This window comes from Modestobacter altitudinis, from assembly GCF_005930475.1.
GTDB classification, from domain to species: domain Bacteria; phylum Actinomycetota; class Actinomycetes; order Mycobacteriales; family Geodermatophilaceae; genus Modestobacter; species Modestobacter altitudinis.
The window spans coordinates 19,866-35,221 of the sequence record NZ_SJEW01000052.1 but is presented as its reverse complement, the minus strand read 5'-3'; the positions used below and the strand labels follow the sequence as shown (position 1 = coordinate 35,221).

Below are 15,356 nucleotides of genomic sequence, written 5' to 3'. Positions count from 1 at the left end.
CCACGGCAGCAGCGCGGCGACCCTCCCCCCGCCGCCGTCCGCCGGTCCGGGCACCACGCCGGGACTCCCGCCGGACCAGGCGGCGTCGAGGCCCCGCCGGTCGCCGCGGGCCTCGGCGCAGCGCGCCGGCCGGAGCGGCACCGTGCTGCTGTCCCTGGGCCTGGCCGTGCTCGCCGTCCTGCTGCTGGAGCTCGGGCTGGCGCTCGAGTCCGGCAGCCCGTCGTTGTGGGACGTCGTGCCGACCTGGTCCGCGTTCGCGACGGTCGCCGCACTGGTGGTCCTGGTCGCGCCGCTCGGCGCGCTGACCGGCCGGGTGCCGGCGCGCACGGCGTGGCGCACGGGTGCCGTCGGCACCGCTGCGCTGGCTGCCTTCTGGGTGCTGGTCGCGCTGCCGCTGGCCGCCAGCGACCGCGGGTTCTGGCTCACCGCCGCCGTCGCCGCCGCCGCGGCCGCACTCTGGTCGGCCCCGGGCCGCACGGAGTGAGCAGCGCACGGGGCTGGTCCGTGGCCGCCGCCGTGCTCGCCGTCGCCACCCTCGGTCTGCCCTGGAGCGGTCAGCTGCCCGGTGCCTCCTCCCCGGCCCGGGTCGCCGTCGTCGCCGGTCTGGCGCTCGCGGTCGGCGGGCTGCGCACCGGGCGCGACCGCCTGCTGACCGCGGCGCTGGGCGCGGCCGTCGTCGGCGTCCTGCTCGGCGGGGTGGACGCCACCTCGGGCCGGCTGGCGCTCGCCGCCGCGGCGGCGTGCCTGGTGCTGGCCTGCCGGGCGGCAGGACGGCGGCTGCTGCCCGCGCGGCGGGTCAGGAGCTCGGCGGGCTGACCGCGCTGTGGCCCTCCGGCACCCGGGCGGGCCCGGCTTCCGGCGGGCGCGGGCGGTCCTCCGGGTGGGTTCGGACCAGCAGCAGCGCCACGTCGTCCTCCACCGCGCCGGCGAGCTCACCGAGCAGCCGGTCGCAGAGCTCGTCCACCGACAGCTGCGCCCCGGCGGCCAGCACGCCGGCCAGCCAGCTGATGCCGGCGTCCAGCGCCACCCCCCGGCGCTCGACGAGGCCGTCGGTGTAGAACAGCACGGTCGCGCCCGGGAGCAGCTCCTGCACGTGGTCGGCGCGCGGGGCGGAGGGGTCGAGCCCCAGCAGCAGGTCCGGCTCCTGCTCCAGCACGGTCACCCGGCCGTCCGGGGCGAGCAGCATCGGCGGCGGGTGGCCGGCGTTGCTCCAGCGGAGCAGGCGCACGCCGCGCTCGGCGTCCTCCGGGCGCTGCTCGACGGTGGCGAGCACCGCGGTGGCCAGCGTGTCGACCGCCAGGTCGCGCATGGCGTCGTCCAGCGCGGTCAGCACGGCGGCCGGTGACCCCCGGTGGCGGTGCGCCACGCCGCGCAGCACGTTGCGCACCTGAGCCATCGCGGCGGCGGCGTACCGGTCGTGGCCGGTGACGTCGCCGATGACGAGCGCGGTACGGCCGTCACCGAGCAGGAAGGCGTCGTACCAGTCGCCGCCGACCTGCGCCTCGGTCGCCGCCGGCAGGTACCGGACGGCGACCTCCAGGTGGTCGGGCTCGGGCGGGTCGGTGAGCAGGCTGCGCTGGAGCACCTCGGCGATGCCCCGGACGGCGTCGTGGCGCGCCTGCTCGGCCTCGCGGGCCCGGATCCGCTCGACGGTCTGCGCGCTCTGGGCGGCCAGCGCCAGCAGCAGCTCCAGGTCGGCCGCGGCGAGCGTCGTCGGCGACGTCCACCCCACGCTGAGCGAACCGATCCGCCGGTCGCCGCTCTCCAGCGGCACCGCGGCCCAGGCCTCGACGCCGGTGCCGGCCACCAGCTCGGCGAGCTCCGGGGAGAACGCCTCGCTGCTGGCGCGATCGGGGAGCAGCACCCGCTCACCGGTGCGCGCGGCGACGCAGCCGGGGTACGGCGCCTCCAGCGGCAGCACGGTGTCCGGGCCGACACCGAGCGGGCTGATGCCCTCGCTGAGCACCAGGCGCAGGTCGCCGTCCTCGCAGACGGCGACCGCGCCCCCGTGCGCCGCGAGGGCGACCAGGCCCGTCTGGGTCACCACCCGCGCCAGCTCGTCCAGCGTCTCCGCCCGGCCCAGCGCCAGCGCCACCCCGGAGAGCGCGGCGAGCCGCCGCGCGGTGTCCGCCTCGGCCTCCCGCGAGGCCGACAGCTCGGCGGCGCGGGTGAACAGGTCGCTCTCCACCTCCAGCACCCGGCGCTGCCACTTCTTGCCGGTGCCCGCGGGGTGGGCGGCCTGCGCCTGCTGACGCACGTAGTCGGTGATGTCCTCGGCGCGCTGCAGCACGTACCGGCAGCCGCCCGCGCCGTCGGGCACCGGCACGCTGATCAGGCTCCAGAAGCGCTTGGCGAACCCGCCGGACCCGTCCGGGATGTCGTACTCCTGCACCGACATGGTGTGCGGCCGGCCGGTGTCCCGGGCCCGCTCCAGGGACGCCCGCACCTTGGCCACGCCGCCGTCGGGGTCGACGTCGTTGGGGTTCCCCGGGAAGGCCTCGAAGACGTCGCGGCCGACCAGGTCGGCCAGCTCCCGCCCGGTGCTGGCCAGGTAGGCGGGGTTCGCGTCGGCGATGACCAGGTCAGGGGTCAGCACCAGGTAGGGGGTCGGCATCGCGGTGAAGACCGCGGCGTGGTCGACTCCGTCCGGCTGCTCCCCGGCTCCGCCCGTGCGCCAGCCGGTCGCCCTCCCCGGCTCGTCCGCCCGCGTGACCACGGCCCCTCGCGACCCCTGCGGTCCACCACCTCGGCGCGGCGGCCCGTCCGCGGGTGACCATACCGGCGCCGGGCCCGGTGTCACCGCCGCGGCGACGTCAGCCCTGGACGGGCGTGGCGGTCGGCGTCGGGGTGGCGGTGGGCGTCGTCGACGGCGCCGGCGACCCGCCGCCGTTGCCCCCGTTGCCGCCGTGCCAGCCGTGGTCGTCCGGGTCCTCGCCGTCGGCGGTGTCGGGAGCCGGCGAGGACGAGCCGGACGAGGAGGTCTCGGTCGGGGACGGGGTCGAGGTGGCCGGCGGGGTCGCGGTCACGCTGGGGGTCGGTGTCGGCGTCGGGACGGCGGACGGGGTCGGCGCGGCCTTCGTCGAGGGCTGGACGACGGCCTCGGCCGGGGTCCGTGGGGCGGTCTGCACGGTGCTGCTGCGGGTCTGGGGGGCCGCCGCGTAGCTGACCAGCACGGTCTGGCCGGCCTCCAGCCGGACCGACAGCGGGGCGACGTCGACGACGGTGCCCGGGTCGGCGTCGTCGGTCGTCACGGTCTCCCGCTGCACGACCAGGCCCATGGCCTCCAGCTGCGCCTGGACGGCGTCGACCGGGCGGCCCAGGTAGTCCGCGGCCTCGAGCACCAGCGCCTCGGGCGTCGGTGCCGCCGGGCCGGTGACCTCGGCGGCGGCCGCGGTGGTCGTCGGGTCGGTGGGCAGCACGGCCTGCTGCACGGCGGCGGCGAGCCCGGCGCCGACCAGCAGCGCGGCCAGCGGCACCAGCAGCCGGCTGACCCGGCCCTGCTTGGCCGGGGGCCGGCTCGCGGACGCGGTGGACGCCCCGGCCAGGGTGGCGGCGTCAGGGAGCAGCCAGAAGCTCTGCGTGTCGGTGTGCTGCACCGGCGGCAGCTGGCGGCCGGCCAGCAGCTCGTCGATGGCGGCGACGAACGCCGCACCGTCGGGGTAGCGCTGCACCGGGTCCTTGACGGTGGCGCGCTCGATGAGCGTGCGGACCCCGGCGGGGACCTCCGAGGGCAGCGGGTCGGGTGTGTCGCGGAGGTGCCGCAGCGCGATGGTGACCGAGTTCTCGCCGTCGAAGGCGCGCCGCCCGGCCAGGCACTCGTAGCCGACCATGCCCAGGGCGTAGACATCGCTGGCCGTGCTGGCGTGCGCGCCGGCGGCCTGCTCCGGTGAGAGGTAGGAGGCGGTGCCGACGACCTGGCCGGTCTGGGTGAGCGGGACGCTCCCGGCCGACCAGGCGATGCCGAAGTCGGTGATCTTGACCGTGCCGTCCCAGCGGACGAGCACGTTGCCCGGCTTGACGTCCCGGTGCACGACACCGGCCTCGTGGGCCGCGGCCAGCGCGGAGGCGGTCTGCCGCAGGACGTCGAGGGTGCGGTCGGTGCCCAGGCTGCCCACCCGGGCCAGCAGGTTGGAGAGGGACTCGCCCTCGACCAGCTCCATGACCAGGTAGGCCAGGTGCTCGCCGGAGCCGTCGATCGCCGGGACCTCGCCGTAGTCGTAGACGGCCGCGATGTTCGGGTGGCTCAGCGCCGCTGCGTGGGTGGCCTCGGCGCGGAACCGGGCCAGGAAGGTCGCATCGCCGGTGTACTCGCTGCGCAGCACCTTGACCGCGACCGTGCGGCCGAGCAGCTGGTCGTGGGCGCGCCAGACCTGGCCCATCCCGCCGGCGGCGAGCAGGGAGTCGAGCTCGTAGCGGTCGGCGAGGACCCTCCGCTCGGGCTCCACCACGTCGCGCCGTCCCCTCGTCCTGCCTGCTCGTCCGGTACGCACCCCGGCCGGCCGGCGCTGGCGGCTGGACGCACCGCGGAGAAGATGCCCCGCGGGGGCGTGCGTACACATGCGTTCGGGCAGCTGGGGAGCACTGGGCTGAACGTCACACCGTGACGGACTGTTCCCGCGCCAGCCGGGATCCTGCCACGGAGAGCCACCGCACGGGGTCGGTCATCGCGCCGTCGACGGATCCGGCCAGTTCGGTCAGCGACAGGGCCTGCTGCACCGGCAGGCTCCCGTCCTCCTCGATGGCCACCCGGCCCGCGACGACGGCCACCGGGACACCGGCCCGACCGGCCCGGTCGACGAGGTCGCCGACGACCTTGCCGCGCAGCGACTGGGCGTCGAACTGGCCCTCGCCGGTGACCACGAGGGCCGCGCCGGCCAGGGCCTCGTCGAGCCCGGCCGCCGCGGCGACCGCCTGCGCGCCGCTGACGAACTGCGCCTCCCAGCACGCGGCGAAGCCGTAGGCGGTGCCGCCGGCCGCCCCGGCGCCGGGTGCGTCCCGCTCGCCGCCGAGCCGGTCGGCCAGCCGGGCCAGGGCGGCGTCGAGCGCGGCGACCTGGTCGGGAGCCGCACCCTTCTGCGGGCCGAACTGGCCGGCCGCCCCGAGCGGGCCCAGCAGCGGCGCGGTGACGTCGACCAGGCACTGCACCCCGCCGGCCGGCGGCGGGGTCAGCCCGGAGAGGTCCACCCGGTCCAGCCGGGCCAGCGCTCCCCCGCCGGGCGGCAGCTCCGCGCCGTCGACGTCCAGGAAGCGGGCGCCCAGCGCGCTGAGCGCGCCGGTGCCGCCGTCGGTGGTGGCCGAGCCGCCCAGGGTGAGCAGCACCCGGTGCACACCGGGGGCGGCGACGACGGCGGCCAGCAGCTCGCCCAGCCCGCGGGTGGTCGCGCCGAGCGGGTCGGGGCGTTCCAGCAGCGGCAGCCCGGCGGCGCGGGCCATCTCGACCACCGCAGTGCCGTCGGGCAGCAGCAGCCAGGCAGCCCGCACCGGGCGGCCGTCCGGCCCGCTGACCGCGGCGCTGCGCCAGCAGCTGTCATCGACGTCGTGGCCCAACGCCTCGAGCGTGCCCTCGCCACCGTCGGCCAGCGGCAGGGTCAGCACCTCGTCGTCCGGGCGTTCGGCCCGCCAGCCGGCGGCGAGCGCCTCGGCGGCGGCGGCGGCACCCAGGGTGCCCTTGAAGGAGTCCGGAGCGACGACGACCCGCATGCAGCGACCCTAGGGCCGCCGGGTCAGGTCGGGCGTGCCGGCCGGATGACGGCGACCAGCAGCGCACCGAGCAGGGTGACCACCGCGCCGCCGAGCGCGGCACGGTCCCAGCCGGCCAGCAGCCCCTCCGTCGTCCCGGCCGGGGAGCCGGCGCCGACGACCAGCACGACGAGGGTCACGCCGACCGCGGCGCCGAGGTAGCGGGCGGTGTTGTTCGCCCCGCTGCCCATGCCGGCGCGGGCCGCGGGCACGTGCGCCACGGCCTCGCGGCCCAGCGCGGCGTTGGCGGCGCCGTAACCGACCCCGAGGACGACGAGCCCCGGCAGCAGCCGGGCGCCCGAGGCGTCCACCCCGAGGACGGCGTAGCCGGCCAGCCCGACCGCGCAGACGGCCAGTGCCAGGGCCAGCAGCACCCGACCGTCGAGCCCGGGCAGGAACCGCACGCCCAGCGCGGTCGCCGTGCTGACCGCCGACCAGACCAGCACCAGCAGGGTGGCGGTGAGCAGGCTCTCGCCCAGGCCCCGCTGCAGCACGGTGGGCACGTAGGAGCTCAGCCCCACCACGGTCGCGCCGGTGACGAACGCACCCACGGTCGCGGCCGCGAAGCCGGGGATGCGGAACAGCCGCAGGTCGATCATCGGCGCGGCCTGCCGCAGCTCGGCCGGGACGAACGCCGCCAGCAGCAGCACCCCGACGGCCAGCAGGACGACGACCGGCAGCTGACCCCAGCCGGTGCGAGACTGCACCAGCCCGGCCAGCAGGGCGCTGATCCCGCCGGCGAGCAGCAGGATCCCGGCGACGTCCACCCGCCGGTCGGCCCGCCCCCCGGACTCCACGAGCACCCGCTGCGCGGCGACGGCGAGGACGACAGCCGCGGCCGCGGTGGCCCAGTACGTCGTCCGCCAGCCCTCGCCCGGGTCCAGGCCGGCGGCGACGAGCCCACCGAGCCCGGTGCCGGCCCCGACGCTGGCACCCCAGACGGCGGCCGCGCGGGAGCGGGCCGGGCCGGCCGGGAAGGCGTGGCCGATCAGCCCGAGGGCGCAGGCGACCACCGCCGCGCCACCGACGCCCTGCAGCAGCCGGCCGGCGATGAACGGCGCGGGCGACCACGGCGACGACGACCGCACCGGCGCCGAGGACGCCCAGCCCCCCGACGAACACCCGCCGGCGGCCGAGGTCGTCGGCGAGCACGCCGGCGGTGAGCAGCGCGGCGGCCAGGCCCACGCTCATCGCGCTGAGCAGCCAGGCCTGCGCGCCCGGGCCCGCGGCCAGGTCGACCGTCGTCCGGACCCCGGTCGCCAGCGGCGTGACGAAGGTGACCAGCACGAGCAGGGTGGCCAGCGACGCCATCAGCAGCGTGCGGGCCTGCTCCGGGGTGGCCCGGACCGGCGCCTCGGCGGTGGTCACGCGAGCCGCTCGAGCACGGTGGCGTTGGCCATGCCGCCGCCCTCGCACATCGTCTGCAGCGCGTAGCGGGCGCCACGCTCGGCCATCGCGTCGACCAGCGTCGTCATCAGCCGGGCGCCGCTGGCACCGAGCGGGTGGCCGAGCGCGATCGCGCCGCCGTGCACGTTGGTGCGGGCCGGGTCGGCACCGGTCTCGGCCAGCCAGGCGAGCACGACCGAGGCGAAGGCCTCGTTGACCTCGAACAGGTCGATGTCGGCGAGCTGGAGGCCGGCCCGCTGCAGCACCCTCGCGGTGGCCGGGATGATCCCGGTGAGCATGAGCAGCGGGTCGTCGCCGGTGACGGCGAAGGAGTGCAGCCGGGCCCGCGGGGTGAGGCCGAGCTCGCGGGCCTTCGCGCTGGTGGTGATCAGCAGCGCCGCGCTGCCGTCGTTGACCGGGCTGCTGTTGCCGGCGGTGACCTTCCAGTCCAGGTCGGGGAAGCGGGCCGCCTCGGGCAGGTGCGCGAAGGCCGGCCGCAACCCGGCGAGCACCTCGGCCGTGGTGCCCGGGCGGACCGACTCGTCGCGGTCGACGAGGGTGGTGCTGCCGTCGTCCGCACGCACCTTCACCGGCGCCAGCTGGCGGTCGAAGAGCCCGTCGGCGGCCGCCTGGGCGGCGCGGGCGTGGCTGCGGACGGCGAACTCGTCGAGCCGCTCCCGGGACAGCCCCCAGCGGTCGGCGATCAGCTCGGCGCTGATGCCCTGCGGCACCATGCCCTCGGGGTAGCGGGCCCGGAAGTCGGAGCCCTTGGTGTCGTCGGCGTCGGTGAACGCCGACCACATCGGCACCCTGCTCATCGACTCCACCCCGCAGGCGACGACGACGTCGTAGGCGCCGGCGATGACGCCCTGGGCGGCGAAGTGCACCGCCTGCTGGCTGCTGCCGCACTGCCGGTCGACGGTGGTGGCCGGCACCGACTCGGGGAACCCTGCGGCGAGGACGGCGCTGCGGGTGGTGTTCTGCGCCTGCTCGGCGACCTGCGAGACGGTGCCGCCGATGACGTCGTCGACCAGGCCCGGGTCGATGCCGGTGCGCTCGACGAGCGTGCGCAGCGAGTGGGCGAGCAGGTCGACGGGGTGCACGGCGGACAGCGCGCCACCGGGCTTGCCCCGGCCCACCGGCGTCCGGACGGCTTCGACGATGACGGCGTCGCGCATGGAACTCCCCTGACTCGCGTGTCGGTTCGACTTCCCAACTGAGGGTGCGGACGTTAGCGCGCGTCGGTTTGATGTGCAAACCTGTAGGGGTGACACTCGTGTCGGAGCTGCCCGGACGCTTCTGCTCGATCGCCGCTGCCCTGCAGGTGGTGGGCGACCGCTGGTCGCTGCTCGCCGTCCGCGAGGTCTCCTTCGGCCACCACCGGTTCGGGGAGATCCTCGAGGGCACCGGCGCGCCCCGCGACCGGCTGTCGGCGCGGCTGAAGGCGCTGGTGGAGGCCGAGGTGCTGGAGCGGCGGCAGTACTCCGACGCCCCGCCGCGCTCCGACTACCACCTCACCCCGGCCGGCAAGGACCTGCTGCCGGTGCTCCGCTCGTTGATGGCGTGGGGCGACCGCTGGGCCGTCGAGACCCCGCCGGTGACGCTCCTGCACCACGACCACGAGCTGGAGCCGACCACCGTCTGCGGCACCTGCGGCGAGCGGGTGCACGGCGCCGACGTTCACCGCCGCTCGAACACCCCGCCCGCCTGACGGAGACCGCCGGGGGGCTCAGCTCGGCGGAACTCCGTACAGGCCGGTGCCCTGCGCGGCGGCCAGTTGGGCGTCCTCGGGGCGCACCACACCGAGCTGGGTGCCCTCCGGAGGCAGCACCGACTGGAAGAGCCAGTCAGCGGCGACCCGCACCCGGTTGGCCATCGAGGGCAGCGCGTACAGGTGGTAGGCCCGGGTGACGACCTTGGCCGGCGGGCCGGTCAGCGCGACGCCCAGCGGCTTGGCCACGGCGTCCCACCCGCCCAGGTCGGCCACCAGCCCGAGGTCCTTGTGCCGGTACGGCCGCGCGGTGCCCACGCCGAGGCTCGCGGCGATGTTGCGGCCCAGCGCGGTGCCCTGCCGCTGACCGTGCTGCGCGGTCGGCGGGGTGTCCGGCGGGGTCGCCGCGGGCAGCGCCGCCGCCAGGTCCGGGACGGCGGCGGCGTCCCCGGCCGCCCAGACGTCCGGCACCCCGGGCACGGCCATCTCCGCGTCGACGACCAGCCGGCCGCGCCGGGTCGGCAGGCCCAGCCCGGCGACCAGCGGGCTGGGCGCCACCCCCGCGCCCCAGACGAGGGTGCGGGTGGCGACGACCGTGCCGTCGGTCAGCGCGACGCTCCGGTCGTCCGCGGCCGTGACCGTGACCCCCAGCCGGACGTCGATGCCCCGGGCGCGCAGCAGGTCCAGCGCGTGCCGGCCCAGCTCCGGGCCGAGCTCGGGCAGCACCATCTCGGCGAGGTCGACCAGGATCCAGCGCACGTCCTCGGCGCCGGTCCGGCTCCACCGGCTCTCGATGGTCCGCAGCCAGCGCTGGGTCTGCGCGACGAACTCCGTGCCGGTGTACCCGGCCCCGACCGCGACGACGGTGAGCATCTCCCGGCGGCGCGCCCGGCCCTCGTCGGTGTCCGGTTCGGCGTCCGCGGCGTCGAGCAGGTGCAGTAGGTGGTCGCGGATGTAGACCGCCTCGACCAGCGTCTTCAGGCCCCGGGCGTGCTCGGCGACGCCCGGGATGTCGAACTGCCGGGTGACCGAGCCCGGCACCAGGACCAGCCGGTCGTAGGACTCGCGCCAGGTCTCGGCGTGCCCGGCGGCCGTCACCGGCGTGACGCTCACCGACCGGCCGCCGATGTCGACCGCGTTGACGTGCCCGAGCAGCAGCCGCACCCGGGGCAGCGCGCGGCGCAGCGAGACGGCGATGTGGCGTGCCTCGATGACGCCGGTCGCCACCTCGGGCAGCAGCGGGCTGTAGAGCAGGTAGTCGGTGGGGTTGACCAGCACCAGCTCGGCCTGCTCGGGCGTCAGGCGCTTCTGCAGGTACCGCAGCGCGTAGAAGCCGGCGAAGCCGCCACCGACGACGACGACCCGGGGGATGCGATCGGCCATGGTGACCACCCTGGCGGCCCTGGCGAGGCGCGTCCAGTGCGCTGCTCAGCTGAACAGCGCGCGGCCCCACCAGTCGTCGCTCCCGGTGACCCCGGGCGGGCAGGCGAAGACCGCCGACGACGTGTGCTGGATGTACTCGTTCATCGCGTCCAGCCGGAGGTTCTTCTGCACCTGCACGAACCCGGTCCCCGGGTCGCGCTGGTAGGCGATGAAGAACAGCCCGGCGTCCAGCCGGCCCAGGCCGTCGGAGCCGTCGACGAAGCTGTAGCCGCGCCGCAGGATCGCCGTCCCGGAGTTGGTCGGGTGCGCCAGGAAGACGTGTGAGGTCTGCGGGACGGCGAACTCGCCGTCGACCTGCGTGGTGAAGTCGACCGGGTCGAACTCGCCGCGCTGCCCCAGCGGCGCGCCGGCCTTCTTGGTGCGGCCGATCGTCGCCTCCTGCTCGGCGAGCGTGGAGGTGTCCCAGGGCTCGATCCGCATCCGGATCCTGCGGGTCACGACGTAGGAGCCACCGGCCAGCCAGTCCGCCCCCGGGTCGCCGTCGGCCACCCAGACGAACTGGTCGAGCGCCTTGGGCGCCTCGGCCTTGAGGTTGTCGGTGCCGTCCTTGAAGCCGAACAGGTTGCGCGGGGTGGCCTGCGCGCTGGAGGTGGACGACGTGCGGCCGAAGCCCAGCTGCGACCAGCGGACGCTGACCACGCCGGCGCCCAGCCGGACCAGGTTGCGGACCGCGTGCACCGCGACCTGCGGGTCGTTGGCGCACGCCTGCACGCACAGGTCGCCGCCGCTGATCGCCGGGTCGATGGCGTCGCCCGGGAAGCCGGGCAGCTCGGTGAGCGGCTCGGGACGGCGCGCGGCCAGGCCGAACCGGTCGACGCCCTCGGTGGTCTCGAACAGCGTCGGGCCGAAGCCGACGGTGAGGGTCAGGCCGCTGGCCGGCAGCCCCAGGGCCTCCCCGGTGTCGTCGGGGACGTCGTACTGGCCGCCGTCGACCGCGCCGACCTCGCCGGCGTCCTGGCCGGCGGTCATCCGGCGCGCCGCCGCCGTCCAGGCCTGGAGCACCTCGACCAGCTCGGCCCGGTCGTCGGTGATGACGTCGAAGGCGACGAAGTGCAGCCGGTCCTGCGCCGGGGTCACGATCCCGGCCTGGTGCGCTCCGGTGAACGGGACGGCGTCGGTGGCCGCCGCCGCGGCGCCGGCCGCGGGCTCCTCCGCGGTGGCGCGCCCGATCACCCCACCGGCAGCACCGGCGGCGAGGACGCCGGCGGTGCCGGCACCGGCGAGGCCGAAGAAGCGGCGCCGCGACAGACCGTCAGTGCTCATCTGGGTGTGGACTCACTTCCCCGCGACGACCGAGGCCACCTGGCTGACCGACTCGGTCAGGGCGGTGATGCTGTCACTCAGGCCGCGCAGCTGGTCTTCGGTCAGCTGGTCGTAGGACTGCCAACCGTCACCCGCCCGGTGCTGTTCCAGCTCCGCCTCGGTCGCGGCGAACCGCTCGTCGATCTCGCCGACCAGCTCCGGGTCGGCCTCCTCCAGGTACGGGCGCAGCGCCTGGACGGCGGCCTCCGAGCCCTCGAGGTTGGCGGCGAAGTCCCAGAGGTCGGTGTGCGAGTACCGGTCCTCCTCGCCGGTGATCTTCCCGGTGGCGATCTCGTCGAGCAGCGCCTTGGCACCGTTGGCCAGCTGAAGCGGGTCCAGGGTCACCTCGTCGGCCTGGGTGGCGACCTGCTCGACGTTGGTGAGCAGCTCGTCGGCGTAGGGACCCATGTCGGAGACGTCGCCGGTCTCCCAGAGCGCCTTCTCGATCCGGTGGAACCCGGTGAAGTCCTCGCCCTCGGCCTGGTCACCCTCCCGGCCGTCGATGATCGGGTCGAGGTCGCCGAAGCTCTCCGCGACCGGCTCGATCCGCTCCCAGTAGGTGCGGGCCACCGGGAACAGCGCCTTGGCGCCCTCGATGTCGCCGGCCTTGACCGCGTCGACGAAGGCGGTGGTCTGCTCCACCAGCGCGCCGGTCTGGCTCTGCACGTAGCGCTGGTAGTCGGTGCCGGCCTGGGCCAGCGTCTGGTCCTCGTCCAGGGTGGCGGCCTCGCCGGTGACGGTCAGCGCGGTGCGGATGCCGTCGCCGACCATGCCGGGCTTGCACGCGGTCTCGTAGTCCCCGGCCGGGAGCTCGACCCGCAGCTCACGCGCGACCCCGGGGGCGATGTTCTCGACCTCGCCCATCACCCGGTCGCCGTCGGCGTAGACGTAGAACTCGGTGACCTTGCTGCCGGTGTTGGTCACGGTGAACTGGTGCACCCCGGCCTCCAGGTCGCTGCTGGCCACGTCGCAGGCGTCGTCGGTGGCGGCCACCGCGATGGCGTCGGCGGCGCCGTCCGAGCCCGCGGACGACGAGTCGCCGCCTCCGCAGGCGGCCAGGGTGAGCGCGGTCAGCCCGGTGAGGCCGACCAGGGCGGCGGGGTGGGCCGAGAGAAGGCGCTTACGAGCGGGCTTCGACATGCTGCGGGGTCTCCGAGACGACGTTGGGGGCGGGCTGCGACGTGTCGTCGGCGGCCGGCTGAGTGCGGGCGGGGGAACGGGCTGGGAGCAGGAACAGCACGAGCACCGGCACCAGGTAGGCGAGCCAGGCGATCGTCTCCAGCACGGTGGGCTGGGGGGTGATGTTGAACAGGCCGGCGGCCAGCGCGCCGTACCAGCTGCCGGGGTCCAGCCAGCCGGTGGCGTCGAAGGCGTGGGTGGTCAGCCCGGGGAGCACGCCGGCCTCCTGGAAGTCGTGCACGGCGTACTTGAAGATCCCGGCGGCGACCAGCACCAGCAGCGCGCCGCTGACCATGAAGAACCGGGAGAGGTTGATCCGGATCGCGCCGGCGTAGAGGCCGACGCCGATGACGACGGCGGTCACGATGCCCGCGGCGAGGCCGAGCAGCGGCGCCGAGGAGGTCGCGCCCTGCGCGGAGGCGAAGAACAGCAGCGTCGTCTCCAGGCCCTCGCGCGCCACGGAGAGGAAGGCGATGCCGACCACCGCGCCCACGCCCAGGCCGATCGCGCCGTCCAGCCGGCCGCGCAGCTCGCCGGAGAGCTTGCGCGCGGTGCGGCGCATCCAGAACACCATCCAGGTGACCAGGACGACGGCGACGGTGGAGGTGATCGCGTCGAACAGCTCCTGGCCGGGCCCGCCGAGGACGGTGGTGGACACGTAGCTCAGCGCCCAGCCGAAGCCGATCGACAGCGCCGCGGCGGCACCGACCCCGACCCACACCGGGAGCAGGTGCTGGCGTCGACCGGTCTTGACCAGGTACGCGACCAGGACGCTGACGATGAGGACCATCTCCAGGCCCTCACGCAGACCGATCAGGTAGCTGGCGGTGAAGACCTGGCTCATGGCCGCACCTCCGGAACAGGGTTCGATCCCTGCGTCCGGTGACGAAGGGCAGCCTCACCTTAGGTGAGACCGCCCCCCGTCGTACACCGGGGTGCCCTGGATCACTCGCGCAGCTGCCGCCGCAGGATCTTGCCGGTGACGGTCTTGGGCAGCTCGTCCACCAGCACCACCGAGCGGGGGTACTTGTAGGCCGCCATCCGCTGCTTGCAGTGCGCGATCAGCTCCTCGGGGGTCACGGTGGCGCCGGGCTTGACGCTGACGAAGGCCCTGACCGTCTCCCCGCGCTTCTCGTCGGGCACGCCCACCACCGCGGACTCGCGGACGGCGGGGTGCTCGGCGAGCACGTCCTCGACCTCGCGCGGCCAGACCTTGTAGCCCGAGGCGTTGATCATGTCCTTCTTGCGGTCGACGATGTAGACCCAGCCGGCGGGGTCCATGAAACCGACGTCACCGCTCTTGAGCGCACCACCGGGCAGGTTCGCCGCCGTCTCCTCCGGCTTCCCCCAGTAGCCGGCGACGACCTGCGGCCCGTCGGCGACGATCTCGCCGACCTCACCGAGCGGCAGGTCGGCCCCGTCCTCGCCCTGGATGCGGACGACGGTGCTCGGGGCCGGCACCCCGACCGACAGCGCACCCGACGTCGGGTCCACCGGCGAGGGGGATCCGAACGGCGTGACGGTCATCGGCGAGGTCGTCTCGGTGAGCCCGTAGGCGTTGTGCACCTGCTTCCCGGTGGCCTCGAGGAAGGCCTTCTCCGCCGTCGGTGAGATCGCCGCGCCGCCGGAGTAGACGGAGCTGAACGAGGCGAAGTGGTCCCTGCTGAAGCCCGGGGCGTTGAGCAGCGCGGTGAACGCGGTGATGGCCCCGATGGTGAACGTCGGCCGGTGCTCGGCCATCGCGTCGAGCACCACCCCCGGCTCGAACCGGTAGGCCAGCACCAGCGGCGCGGGGGCCAGCATGCTCACCGCGACGTGCCCGATCAGCCCGGTGATGTGGAACAGCGGGGCGATGCCCAGGATCGCGCCGTCCCGGCCGGCGTGCGTCCAGTCCCGGTACACCTGGGCGGTGAAGACCACGTTGCGGTGGGTGTTCATCGCGCCCTTCGGGACCCCCGTCGTCCCGGAGGTGTAGGTCAGGAACGCGACGTCGTCCAGCCCCAGCTCGACCGGCGGTGGGACCTCGCCGCGGTGCTGGGCGAGGAACTCGCCCAGGTCGGTCGTGCCCTCGGGCCGCCGCCGGGTCATGCCGGCGAACAGCCGCTCGTCGTGCCGGGTCTGGAACTCCAGCTCGCTGGTGGTCAGCACCAGCCGCACGTCGGTGTCCGGGACGACGGCCCGCCCGACGTCGGCGTACAGCGCCTCGAGGGCGACCAGCACCGTCGCCCCGGAGTCCTTCAGCAGGTAGGACAGCTCCCGCTCCCGGCTCATCGGGTTGATCGACACCATCACGCCGCCGGCCTTCCAGGTGGCGACCATGGCGATCACGAACTGCGGCACGTTCTGCAGGTACACCGCCAGCCGGTCACCGGCGGCGAACCCGGACGCCAGCAGCCCGGCGGCGAGGGCGTCACTGAGCTCGTCGAGCTCGGCCCGGGTGATCGTGCCGTCGAAGTACCGCAGCGCGACGGCGGACGGGTCCCGGGCCACGCCCTCCCGGAACATCGCCAGGGCGTTCTCGAACTCCAGGGCGTAGTCGGCCGGCTGGTCCCCGTAGAGCGCCAGCCAGGGCCGCTCGTCGTAGGCGCTCATCGGT

Annotated in this window: 12 protein-coding genes and 1 pseudogene; 3 read left to right on the top strand and 10 right to left on the bottom strand. The window is 75.5% G+C overall.

What is annotated here, in order from left to right:
* The first annotated feature begins 142 nt into the window (after positions 1–142).
* Positions 143–484: a hypothetical protein gene (locus FHL79_RS17630; protein ID WP_138759884.1), complete on the top strand. Its 342-nt coding sequence runs from the start codon at positions 143–145 to the stop codon at positions 482–484.
* Positions 481–816 carry a hypothetical protein gene (locus FHL79_RS17625; protein ID WP_138759883.1) on the top strand — a complete coding sequence of 112 codons (336 nt, stop codon included), beginning with the start codon at positions 481–483 and terminating at the stop codon, positions 814–816. Before FHL79_RS17630 ends, FHL79_RS17625 begins: the two co-directional genes overlap by 4 nt.
* Here FHL79_RS17625 and FHL79_RS17620 read toward each other — a convergent pair.
* The 5 genes and pseudogenes from FHL79_RS17620 to FHL79_RS17600 form a co-directional block, all read right to left on the bottom strand.
* Complete coding sequence (locus tag FHL79_RS17620) at positions 797–2,716, bottom strand: SpoIIE family protein phosphatase (protein WP_138759882.1); 1,920 nt, start codon at positions 2,714–2,716, stop codon at positions 797–799. The two genes, FHL79_RS17625 and FHL79_RS17620, sit on opposite strands and share 20 nt — an antisense overlap.
* A 97-nt stretch (positions 2,717–2,813) precedes the next feature.
* Positions 2,814–4,448: a protein kinase domain-containing protein gene (locus tag FHL79_RS26205; RefSeq protein ID WP_138759881.1), complete on the bottom strand. Its 1,635-nt coding sequence runs from the start codon at positions 4,446–4,448 to the stop codon at positions 2,814–2,816.
* A 145-nt stretch (positions 4,449–4,593) separates the two neighbouring features.
* Positions 4,594–5,700, bottom strand: a complete 1,107-nt coding sequence (locus tag FHL79_RS17610; RefSeq protein ID WP_138759880.1) for a glycerate kinase — start codon at positions 5,698–5,700, stop codon at positions 4,594–4,596.
* A 23-nt stretch (positions 5,701–5,723) separates the two neighbouring features.
* Positions 5,724–6,842, bottom strand: a pseudogene (locus FHL79_RS17605) (MFS transporter); the annotation flags it as partial.
* Positions 6,843–7,103: 261 nt separating this feature from the next.
* The gene (locus FHL79_RS17600; RefSeq protein WP_138759879.1) at positions 7,104–8,303 is read right to left on the bottom strand and encodes a thiolase family protein; all 1,200 of its coding nucleotides are present in this window, start codon (positions 8,301–8,303) and stop codon (positions 7,104–7,106) included.
* Positions 8,304–8,392: 89 nt separating this feature from the next.
* On the opposite strand from FHL79_RS17600, the gene FHL79_RS17595 reads away from it, so the two are divergent.
* Positions 8,393–8,836 carry a winged helix-turn-helix transcriptional regulator gene (locus FHL79_RS17595; RefSeq protein WP_138759878.1) on the top strand — a complete coding sequence of 148 codons (444 nt, stop codon included), beginning with the start codon at positions 8,393–8,395 and terminating at the stop codon, positions 8,834–8,836.
* A gap of 18 nt (positions 8,837–8,854) precedes the next feature.
* Here FHL79_RS17595 and FHL79_RS17590 read toward each other — a convergent pair whose 3' ends face one another.
* The 5 genes from FHL79_RS17590 to FHL79_RS17570 form a co-directional block, all read right to left on the bottom strand.
* Positions 8,855–10,219, bottom strand: a complete 1,365-nt coding sequence (locus tag FHL79_RS17590; RefSeq protein ID WP_138759877.1) for an NAD(P)/FAD-dependent oxidoreductase — start codon at positions 10,217–10,219, stop codon at positions 8,855–8,857.
* 45 nt (positions 10,220–10,264) lie between these two features.
* Positions 10,265–11,542, bottom strand: a complete 1,278-nt coding sequence (gene efeB / locus FHL79_RS17585) for an iron uptake transporter deferrochelatase/peroxidase subunit (protein WP_138759876.1) — start codon at positions 11,540–11,542, stop codon at positions 10,265–10,267.
* A 12-nt stretch (positions 11,543–11,554) separates the two neighbouring features.
* Positions 11,555–12,721, bottom strand: coding sequence for an iron uptake system protein EfeO (gene efeO / locus FHL79_RS17580; protein ID WP_138759875.1), 1,167 nt, complete (start codon positions 12,719–12,721; stop codon positions 11,555–11,557).
* Positions 12,702–13,604: an iron uptake transporter permease EfeU gene (efeU, locus tag FHL79_RS17575; protein ID WP_138759874.1), complete on the bottom strand. Its 903-nt coding sequence runs from the start codon at positions 13,602–13,604 to the stop codon at positions 12,702–12,704. Before efeU ends, efeO begins: the two co-directional genes overlap by 20 nt.
* A gap of 101 nt (positions 13,605–13,705) precedes the next feature.
* Positions 13,706–15,352 (bottom strand): class I adenylate-forming enzyme family protein, encoded by a 1,647-nt coding sequence (locus FHL79_RS17570; RefSeq protein ID WP_138759873.1) that lies wholly within the window; start codon positions 15,350–15,352, stop codon positions 13,706–13,708.
* Positions 15,353–15,356: the final 4 nt, after the last annotated feature.

Bases quoted from the DNA above. Each gene is read 5' to 3' on its own strand.
- FHL79_RS17610 (WP_138759880.1), bottom strand. From the start codon at position 5,700: ATGCGGGTCGTCGTCGCTCCGGACTCCTTCAAGGGCACCCTGGGTGCC.
- FHL79_RS17600 (WP_138759879.1), bottom strand. From the start codon at position 8,303: ATGCGCGACGCCGTCATCGTCGAAGCCGTCCGGACGCCGGTGGGCCGG.
- FHL79_RS17590 (WP_138759877.1), bottom strand. From the start codon at position 10,219: ATGGCCGATCGCATCCCCCGGGTCGTCGTCGTCGGTGGCGGCTTCGCC.
- efeB (WP_138759876.1), bottom strand. From the start codon at position 11,542: ATGAGCACTGACGGTCTGTCGCGGCGCCGCTTCTTCGGCCTCGCCGGT.
- efeO (WP_138759875.1), bottom strand. From the start codon at position 12,721: ATGTCGAAGCCCGCTCGTAAGCGCCTTCTCTCGGCCCACCCCGCCGCC.
- efeU (WP_138759874.1), bottom strand. From the start codon at position 13,604: ATGAGCCAGGTCTTCACCGCCAGCTACCTGATCGGTCTGCGTGAGGGC.
- FHL79_RS17570 (WP_138759873.1), bottom strand. From the start codon at position 15,352: ATGAGCGCCTACGACGAGCGGCCCTGGCTGGCGCTCTACGGGGACCAG.